This window comes from Desertivirga arenae (assembly GCF_017355785.1).
Lineage (GTDB): Bacteria > Bacteroidota > Bacteroidia > Sphingobacteriales > Sphingobacteriaceae > Desertivirga > Desertivirga arenae.
In genome coordinates this window covers 247764-257407 of record NZ_JAFEWE010000008.1, presented here as the reverse complement: position 1 = coordinate 257407, position 9644 = coordinate 247764, and the positions used below count along the sequence as shown (strand labels likewise).

Sequence of the window (9644 nt, the reverse complement as noted above, 5' to 3'; positions counted from 1 at the left end):
TACCAGTGGTTAAAATACGCCTTGGAGAATATCATGACGATCAACCATAAGAATATCAGAGATCTCTATCCACAAAACTTTAAGAAATTAGTGGAGCTTTAAAAGACGTGCTTGGTCGGGCGAATACGAGAATAGCAGTAAGTCCGAAAAAAATAGTCCATAAATTGATCTTATCCTTTGCACTTTCGACTATTACTAGAGCGCAACAAATTGTAACAGCCTACCTAAGAAACTTATAATAACCAGAAGGTAGGTCAAATACTGCCACTAACAAAAATGCGGCACAAACAAAGAGAACACTTTTCATTTTTTAAAGAAGTTATTCAAATATTAAAAGCAATAAGCGACCTGGAGTTGTCAATTTTCGACGCATCGATAAGCGTAAGATTATGTAAAGGTCTTTCCAAAGATAGAAATTGTTTCGCTATATAGAAAGAAGCTAAAAGGTTAGTATTTAAAAATTATACAAACTTAAATCGTTTATATGAAAACTGTAATTAACTAATCCTTATAGCCGTAGTAGCTATATTAAATATTATTGACAATGAAATAAGGTTGTACATTTGACAAGGTTGGCAGATACCGATAATAATAGGTTTTTTTAAATTGTTGTAAAACTAGATATTCCGTGTACACCTTACATATTTTCCGCAATTTATTAGTTATTTTTTTGACTCTATTTATTTGGTTGTTTACTTCTTGCACACGAGGTGACATGTCAAATAGACGAAGCTTTTACATGGGGACAATTTATTGGCCACCGAGAAAAGCAGAAGACAAAGTCATTAAAAAAGGCATTTCTTATACGCTTGAAAATTCTGATATTCTAACAGCTCAGATTCCATGGTACCCTGGTCGCCAAGAATTCTTAAAAGACATAGGATGGATTGCAACATTAGCAAAAGACCATCACCGAAAATTAATTGTAAATATGGATTGGATGAAAGATGACCGGAAAAGTTTGCGTCACTCCCCCTGGAACTTTCAGGATTCAACCTGCAAGAGAGATTTTATAAATTCTGCTTTAGAAGTTTGCAAACTTTACAATCCACAGTACTTAAACCTGGGCGTTGAAGTGAACTTTTATGCATTAACTAACCCTCAAGATTTTAGAGCGTTTGTAGACCTGTATAATGTTACAAAAAAACGCCTCAGTTATTCTTACCCAAATACAAAGGTTTCTGTTAGTTTTCAACTTGAATTATTGTTTGGTATTCATAGAAATTGGGGGAAAAAGGCTTCTTTGGAGGTATTTGAAGCTTTTGGGGATAATTTTGACATACTTTCTATTTCTACTTACCCTAATTCAAGCGGTACCGAACCATCTAATTTAAAGAATTTAAAAATCCTTCTGAATCGTTCCCAAAAACCTTTTGGAATTTTTGAAACAAGTATCCCTAGTAACCTCTACAGTGAGGAAAAACAGAAAAATTACTTAAAAACTTTGATCTCATTTTTAAAGGAATCTGAGAGATGTCAAACCTTAATTTGGACATCAACAGCTGACACTGAGAATTTGGATAATAAAGCTTTATGGATAAATTATCTCGGTCTATTTGATCAAAACTTCAGGCCTAAAAAAGCACTTAGTGAGTGGGAATTATGTTATAAATTAAAAAAAAATTAAGGAATTATAATTCTCGGGTATTGCCACAATGGGCCTGATAAAATAGGTAAAGAAATTGAAAGATAATACACCACATAGCTAACATGAAATATGCCGACTAGCAATATAATTGCTGTAAGGAAATACCTGATTTTAGCGCCTACCAGCCATTTTATTTCACTGAGACAATAACCTAAAGCCAGGCAAATGATGCTCGATGCCGGTAAAAAAAACAGGCCTTTCATCGAGGAAAAATAAGGAAAGCGAACAGTCTGCAATAAAGGAACAAGAAAAAAACAAATACCAACAAATCCAAGTAATAAATTATGATAACTTATTTTCCTGGACCTTTTTATTAAACTTATACTGCCGACTATAAATAGCAGTAATACTAAAAAGCCTAAAATGTACAAGCTTGTTGAAATAAATTGAACTTGCGGTAATTTAGGTGAGGTGAAACGCCATTCGTAGTCAAACCAGCTACCAGCGAATAGCACAGTCCAGTAAGACCCCACCGTGACTTTACCCAAAAAAGGATTGTTCACCAAATCAAATAAATGAAAAGTAGAAAAGCTTATTTTATCTAAACTTCCCGGAGGCTGGCTTTTCGCATAAGAGAAAAAATGTTGGTTGCTTACTAAAAAATGATTTGTAACCGTGAATTTCCAAAGTTCATCCCCAAGACATATGATTAGTGTTAGGAACGGCAACACTACAGGAGCGGTTAGTAAGGATTTATATAAATTTTTCCGATTATGGTAGAGATGGCTAAGGGCAATTGCGCAAAGAAAAGATAAAGTTATAAGACCGTGTTGTTTAGTGAAAGAGGCTGCAACCACAGATAAACAGAGGCAGGCTAGGGTAAACATAGAAAAGCTATTCCAATACTTCGAAAATAAGAATATGGATAAGGTCACAATAAAAGTTAACAAAGAATCATTTGATATTGTAGCAGAAGTGTAAATATCCCGTGGGTATATTGCTGCAATCGCCAGAACTAATGGTACTATGTTTGAGTGTCTAATTGATGAGCATCTAATGATTCCATATGTAACTAATAAAGTACCACACGAAAATATTGAATTGACGAGTTGGATAGTTTTCCAGGAATAAAAATAGTTATGAGTAAGAGAAAAAGATAATTTATATATACCGGATGTTATGTAATAGAATAAAGGTGGCTGATAGCATTCCCAACATCTTCCCGGAAACGGCCGGTGATTATTATTAATAAAATATGCAATAGGCTCTAAATAATCATCATAAGTATTATTAGGGGCATTAAAAAAAGCTAAAGTAAGGCGAAGTACAGCCCCAACTGTAATAACTAAAATTACAGCATAGTCTCGTTTCGATTGGCCTGTTTCCATAAATTCTTTAATAGTATAATTAAAACAAGGGAGGCTAATAACGCCAAAAAAAGAGTGAAAATTTTTTTCAAAATTGGCCCTGTCATATACAGTTCACGGACCCACCAAAAATTATAAGTATTTAAATCAATACTGTTATTTAGCATTGTCTGTTGTGAAGCTGGTCTACCCTCGTTTTTCCAGGGTCCTCTAAATAGGTAAGTTGACTTTGGCCCGGGAGAGCTTATGCTTTTAGTAACGTCATAAAGGGAAACTATCTGCCCCTTTATTGGCGAGTAGGAAGGATTGAAAAAATAATTGTCGGTCCAGAAAATATCACCTTTTGAAATAAGAATCTTAATCAAGTCTCTTTTATAGAAAGTGGAAATAGCAAGTATTTGCACCGAAAATGATAGCAGACAAACGGCTGCTCCCAATTTCCTTTTCAAACCTGATAAATAGAAAAGGTTTAAATATAGCAATGGAACTATGGGAATAATATACCTCGGGCCCCAGTTCCAGGCACTTCCATGCCATGCGAAATTTGCAGCGTAAAAACCGATGTAACAAATTGATATTATATAGAGGCTCACACTCAACTTCCTTTGGTGCCTCCAGAAATTCTTGATGCTCCAGCAAACCAGGATTAAGGACGGGGAGAACCAAAGTAGTCCTTTGCCGAAGGAAAATAATAGAGCAACCGAATGTTTTGGTATATTAACGAGCGTAAAGCTGGTTGCGGAGGTTTTTCCAAATGACTGATACCAGGCTAAGGAATATCCTGTTTCAAAAGGGTTGCCAAACCGAAAAAAATTATAATAAAGTAGTAAGAAAATGAAAGGTAGAAGTGTAAACAAAAAAAGGACCTTCTCGCGAGTTCTAGTAATGAGCCAAAGGATACCAGGGACAGCAATGATAATAGTAGTACGAAATATTAGACCTATTCCCAGCGATACCGCAGCAAGAATTATACTTATTTCGGAAAGGTCTTTCTTTAAAAGAAATAAAATACAAAGCAACAGGAACAAAGCTTCATATATCTGCTCATAGCTATCTTGTGCATGCGCAAAACAATAAGATGTAAATGCAAATATCAATGTTGTTATAAGTACTTGTCTTTTGGGAAGCTCAAGTTTACCACCAAGCTCCCAAAATATGATAATTATAACTCCAAAGACCAGATAGCCTAGGAATGAAGCGATGAATGCTGACGTATAGTAAGTATCTACAGGATCAGATACGATATATTTGGAAATAAAGTATATGGGTATAAAAACAATTATTTGACCTGGATTATAAACACTAAACTGTTTACCCTCCTTGTTAATTGCAATATTTCCATGTGACAACTCTCCAAATCCTTTTTCCACTTCAATTGATCCATTATCCACCCAGCAACGGGCCTGGGTCAAACGTAGGTGAGTATCTGGATTCTCAATATGACCAGAACTAAAAAAAATAGTAAACGATAAAAGAAAAATTATTTTATAAAGAAGTAATTTAGTTCTCATTGACAATATCTAGTCCCACGAATCTTACAGTCCGATTTTTTATTGTATCTGACTTACATTTTAACATCCAAGGCTCAGCGGCAAGTCCAAGACGTTGTTCTACTATTACTTTTCTCCTTTGACCGTAAACCTGACAAATCTCAGGTGCAGGCAACGAATGAATAGCGAAATTTTCAGTGAGATAATAGGCTATACCAACAGCAGAAGGACCACTAGGAGATATAATTAAGTCAACATTGTTTGGGTCATATGTTCTGGAAATGTATGCCGCGGCTTCCCTATACATTTGTTTAGGTTCCTTAATTCCCTTATAATAATCTAACTGAATTTTAAAAAATATTACGAGCAAACTTCCTGTAGTTAGTATTGAAATCAAACCGAATCTTCCTTTAGTAATCATATAAAACAAGAGGAATATAAGTACGAACTGCAGTGGAATGTAATACCTTGGCACAGCAATAGTGTGGTGATTGAGAAGCTTGTCAAAAACGATAATACTTATACCAAATATGGCAATGAGCAAAAAAGGAAAAGCAATGTGGGTAACATTAATGGGCCGGTTTGCAACATAATTGATGAATATTAAGAGAAGAATTATCAGCGCGATCAATAAATAGTATTGATCTGCAGCTGAAAATTCGCCTAGAAGCAGCGTAACAATACCTGAGAAGAAATGATTTATTGAGTTTTCAAAGCCCAAAAAACCATTAGTCCAATGATCGTGATGAACTGCAGTTTGTGCTTTAATAAAACCTAGCCAAGGAAGAAAAGCAATACATGGTATGATTAGAAAACCGATTTCTTTAAAACTCTTCTCTTTCATTAATACAACGAATAACGCTGTAGAAAGCACCCCGTAGAAGAAAACGCCATAATAATGAGTATAAAAAAGAAGGGTAGAAAAGAAAATTAAAGCTACAATACACTTACGATTTTCTACTTTAGAATCATTTCTATTTAATACGATCTTTAAAAAGTAATAAAAGCAGAGCTCCGACAGTAAAATATAAAGAGAATAGGAACGAGCCTCTGTTCCGTAATAGACGAATAAGGGGCAAGAAGATAACAAAATAGGAAAAATAATGGAGTATCGAGAATTAATCAGTTTCCCTATCCTGTAAGCTACTATTAATGAAAGACTAGACGTAAAAATGGAAAAACTTCTTAAACCCGTTTCCTCTGCACCAAAAACATAGGACCATAGCTTTAAAAGGATATAGTAAACTGGAGGATGACCTTCATGAATAAGATTTCGGTGGAGATTAATCCAATACATATCTTTTTTTAGCCAGTCCTTGTACCAAAGGACATTATGGTGATCGAAAACATTTAAGTCGCTTCCATCAAAAAGATATATATCAAATCCCTTAATAAAACTTAGGGTGTAAATTTCGTCATGCCAAAACCCCTGCCTATTCACGATTAGCAGAAGATATCCAGCAAACATTATTACAATGATTCCTACTATTACGTACTGCAGTGAAGGATTTGAAGATTGCTCTTTTATATTTCCCATTATAACCTTCGTTGTAAATAAAGCCTGAAAATATTAAAATAGGATAAGGAATTTTTAAAAAGATTAAGCTTAGAGTAACCATACTTTCTTTGCGTCCAACCGATTGGTACAACGGTATAAGAAAACCCTTCTTGTATTGCTTTAAGAGGAATTTCAACCGTCAGGCTAAAGTTATTAGAGGTTAATGGAATTATACCTGTTATTACCCTTCTCTGATAAGCTTTAAATGCATTAGTATAATCATTAAATCTCTTATTGATAACAATTGAAAGAATATTATTGAAAAGCCGATTTAATAGCAACTTGAACAGAGGATAATTCTTCACATAGCCGCCTTCTATAAATCTGCTTCCAAATACACAATCAAATTTGTGTTCGTTTATCTCGCGATAATAATGAACAGCATCCTCTGGATTATCAGAGGCGTCTGCCATCATTATACATACTATGTCACCCTGCCAGTTGTCTAGTCCATACCGCACTGCGCTTCCAAAGCCTCGTGGGTACTGATTATTTTCATAGCTAAGGGTTGGAATTTCTTTGCATAATCCTTTCAAAACTAACTCTGTATTATCAGTGGAATTATCGTTCACTACTAAAATGTTGTGATCGATCGTTGCGCCGGAAAGAACTTTAAATATATTTTGAATTGTGGAGGAAATGGCTTCCTCCTCGTTGAAGGCTGGAATTAATATACAAAGAATCATAAATGAATATCTAAGAACACTAAAATTAATTAGAAGGTAATCTTATTATGTGGAGAGTTTACTCCATGGAACCCGGCAAGTTCGATGCATAAAGTACCTAAAGGAAACAATTAAGACCCCCATTCCATATTTTAGACTTCTTCTAAAATTAATAGAAGATGCTTCTTCAAAATATTTAGTTGGACATGTTATTTCTGCGATTTCGAAATTTTTACTGAATATTTGAGCGACAATTTCGTTGTCGAAAATAAAGTCATCTGAGTTATTATTGAAGTTTATATTTTCCAAAACCTTTCGAGAGTAAGCCCTATATCCAGTATGATATTCAGACAATTTTTGATGCATTAGAAAGTTTTGAATAAAAGTTAATATTCTATTTGCAACGTATTTATACAAAGGCATCCCTCCTTTTCTCGCTCCATTTCCCAGGATCCTGGAGGCAAATACAACATCATATAGTCCACTTTCAATAAGTGAAACCATAGAGGGTATTAATTTTGGCGTATATTGATAGTCAGGATGGAGCATAATAATTATATCCCCACCTAGTTTTAGCGCTTTATTGTAACAAGTTTTTTGATTGCCACCGTAACCTTTATTGAAGTCATGTCTAAATGTATGAACTATTCCCAACTTATTCGCTTCCCTAACAGTTCCGTCTTTACTATAATCGTCTACCAGGATTAATTCGTCGATTAATGAGAAATCCAGCTCTCTGTATGTGCGTTCAAGTGTTTTTTCTGCATTGTAGGCGGGCATTACTACAATTATTTTTTTCCCGTTATACATCTACTTAAATATGTGTGGTCAGAGGTTAAGGAATTAGTTGTATCGATAGATTATGAGTTCTGGTACCAATCATATAGATCTTTTAAGATTTGGTTTACGGTAAAAGAAGGAGTCCATCTTAGCTTATTTTCAACTTTTCTATTATCTGTAAAGTATATTGGTATGTCCCCCACTCTATTATCGATCACACTTTCAATAAAAGGCGAATTTCCAGTCAAGGCCTTGCAGAGTTCTGTGAGCTCTTTTAATGAAAAACTATTTTCCTTTCCTCCACCTATATTGAATGTTTCTCCATTGATAATTGAAAAGTTGCTGATTTGCAAATCTATTACTCTACACAGATCTAAAACATGCAACGCATCTCTTACTTGTTTTCCCTTCCCTCCATATCCGAAATATCCTAAATTCCCGTTCATTAAATGTTGCTTTAACCAAAAGGAAACCACTCCCTGGTCCTGCATTCCAAACTGGCCCCTGCCAGCAACCACCCCAAACCGGTTTATGACATATTTCAATCCGGCAAAAGCAGCGTATTCCTGTAAGAGAACTTCGCTACAATACTTTGTTGCTCCATAAAATGTCTTTTCTGAATATACTGGAAAATCCTCAGCAATACCAAATTCTGACACCCCTGGTATAACTTGTTCGCTTGATAACGAGAACCTCGTATCAAGTTCTGAATACTTTAAATTATTAAGTAAGCTACAGCCATAAACCCGGTTAGTTGAGAAGAAAATTACCGCAGCCTTCTGTTTGGCAGCAAATTCAAAAATATTTATACTTCCTAATAAATTATTTTGAATAATAACGTCTGATGATGACGTAATTCCAGATAATACCGAAGCATCCGAGGCACAATGTACTACGAAATCCACTTGCCCTACCAGCTTTAATTCAATTGCGTTGCGTATATCACCGTGAATAAAGGTTACGCCTTTTAATTTTAGTTTTGCAACGTTGCTTTCACTCCCTAATCTTTTTAAATTATCAAATGCTATCAAGCTGAAGCTAGGATAATGATCATTGAGATACGACAAGATGTTATAACCGATAAAGCCAGCTCCTCCTGTTACTAATATTTTCATATGTTTTCTATGTATGGAACTCTTTCGGAATGTGAATTAATTGTAACTGAAGAATAGATTTCATAAAAGATGTCATCCAAAGATTTCGTTACCTCCCATTCAGGGTAGTGTGACTTGATTTTAGATAAGTCGCTGTAATAACAGATATGATCACCTAGCCTATTTTGTTCTACATATTTAAATCGCATAGGTATCCCCGAAATCTTCTCAATTCTGGCAAAGGCTTCCAATACCGAAACTGTATTTTCCTTTCCTCCTCCAATATTATATACCTCTCCTTTTCTAGGGTTCTTAATAAAAGCATAACAGAAGTTGGCAACATCGTAGGAATGAATATTGTCGCGGACTTGTTTTCCTTTGTATCCATAAACTATATACTCTCGTTGCTCGACATTGGATTTTATAAGATAATTAAGAAATCCATGTAGTTCCACTCCGGAATGATTCGGCCCAGTTAAACAGCCCCCTCTCAAGCAACAAGTAGGCATCCCAAAATACTTACCGTACTCCTGAACGAGAATATCTGCTGCTACCTTAGAAGCTCCAAATAAAGAATGCAAACTCTGATCAATAGAAAAATTCTCAGAAATACCATTGGAGAATTCTTTGTCATCATAGTCCCAACGGAAATGCTCTTCCTTCATTTTAAGCAAATTGGGACTATCGCCATATACCTTATTTGTAGACATATGAATAAATGGGATTTCAGTACTAAAAAGACGTAAGCCTTCAAGCAAATTAAGTGTACCTCCTGCATTAATGTCGAAATCATCCAATGCAATAGAGGCGGCCTTATCATGACTAGGTTGCGCTGCAGTATGAACTATAGCATCAGGTTTTATGGCTGAAATTGTTTCAAATATTGCACTTCTATTTCGTATATCGACTTCATGATGGATAAAGTGTGGATATTTTTGTTCCAATCTTCGCTGTATCCAACGAGTGTCGCCAGTTGGTCCGAAGAAACTTGCACGCATGTTATTATCAATTCCATGAACAAGCCAACCCCTTTGGGCAAAAAATTCACATACTTCAGAACCAATTAAACCAGAAGAACCGGTAACCAAAAGCTTTTTCAAGG

Annotated in this window: 8 protein-coding genes; 1 reads left to right on the top strand and 7 read right to left on the bottom strand. The window is 35.1% G+C overall.

The window, feature by feature from the left end:
• Window positions 1–739: 739 nt before the first annotated feature.
• The gene (locus J4N24_RS17010) at window positions 740–1627 is read left to right on the top strand and encodes a glycosyl hydrolase 53 family protein (protein ID WP_207534906.1); all 888 of its coding nucleotides are present in this window, start codon (window positions 740–742) and stop codon (window positions 1625–1627) included.
• On the opposite strand, the gene J4N24_RS17005 is transcribed toward J4N24_RS17010, so the two are convergent.
• The 7 genes from J4N24_RS17005 to J4N24_RS16975 are packed head-to-tail and all read right to left on the bottom strand — an operon-like array spanning window position 1624 to window position 9642.
• Window positions 1624–2976 (bottom strand): hypothetical protein, encoded by a 1353-nt coding sequence (locus J4N24_RS17005; RefSeq protein ID WP_207534905.1) that lies wholly within the window; start codon window positions 2974–2976, stop codon window positions 1624–1626. The genes J4N24_RS17010 and J4N24_RS17005 overlap by 4 nt on opposite strands.
• Window positions 2940–4466, bottom strand: coding sequence for a hypothetical protein (locus J4N24_RS17000; protein WP_207534904.1), 1527 nt, complete (start codon window positions 4464–4466; stop codon window positions 2940–2942). Before J4N24_RS17000 ends, J4N24_RS17005 begins: the two co-directional genes overlap by 37 nt.
• On the bottom strand, window positions 4456–5982 hold the full coding sequence (locus tag J4N24_RS16995; protein WP_207534903.1) for a glycosyltransferase family 39 protein: 1527 nt from the start codon (window positions 5980–5982) through the stop codon (window positions 4456–4458). The genes J4N24_RS17000 and J4N24_RS16995 overlap by 11 nt, the downstream gene beginning before the upstream one ends.
• Window positions 5982–6689 carry a glycosyltransferase family 2 protein gene (locus J4N24_RS16990; RefSeq protein ID WP_207534902.1) on the bottom strand — a complete coding sequence of 236 codons (708 nt, stop codon included), beginning with the start codon at window positions 6687–6689 and terminating at the stop codon, window positions 5982–5984. Before J4N24_RS16990 ends, J4N24_RS16995 begins: the two co-directional genes overlap by 1 nt.
• Before the next feature lie 45 nt (window positions 6690–6734).
• Entirely contained in the window at window positions 6735–7478 is a 744-nt protein-coding gene (locus tag J4N24_RS16985; RefSeq protein WP_207534901.1) for a glycosyltransferase family 2 protein, read from the bottom strand.
• A gap of 50 nt (window positions 7479–7528) precedes the next feature.
• Entirely contained in the window at window positions 7529–8563 is a 1035-nt protein-coding gene (locus tag J4N24_RS16980; protein ID WP_207534900.1) for an NAD-dependent epimerase/dehydratase family protein, read from the bottom strand.
• Window positions 8560–9642, bottom strand: a complete 1083-nt coding sequence (locus tag J4N24_RS16975; RefSeq protein ID WP_207534899.1) for an NAD-dependent epimerase/dehydratase family protein — start codon at window positions 9640–9642, stop codon at window positions 8560–8562. Before J4N24_RS16975 ends, J4N24_RS16980 begins: the two co-directional genes overlap by 4 nt.
• Between the last annotated feature and the right edge of the window lie 2 nt (window positions 9643–9644).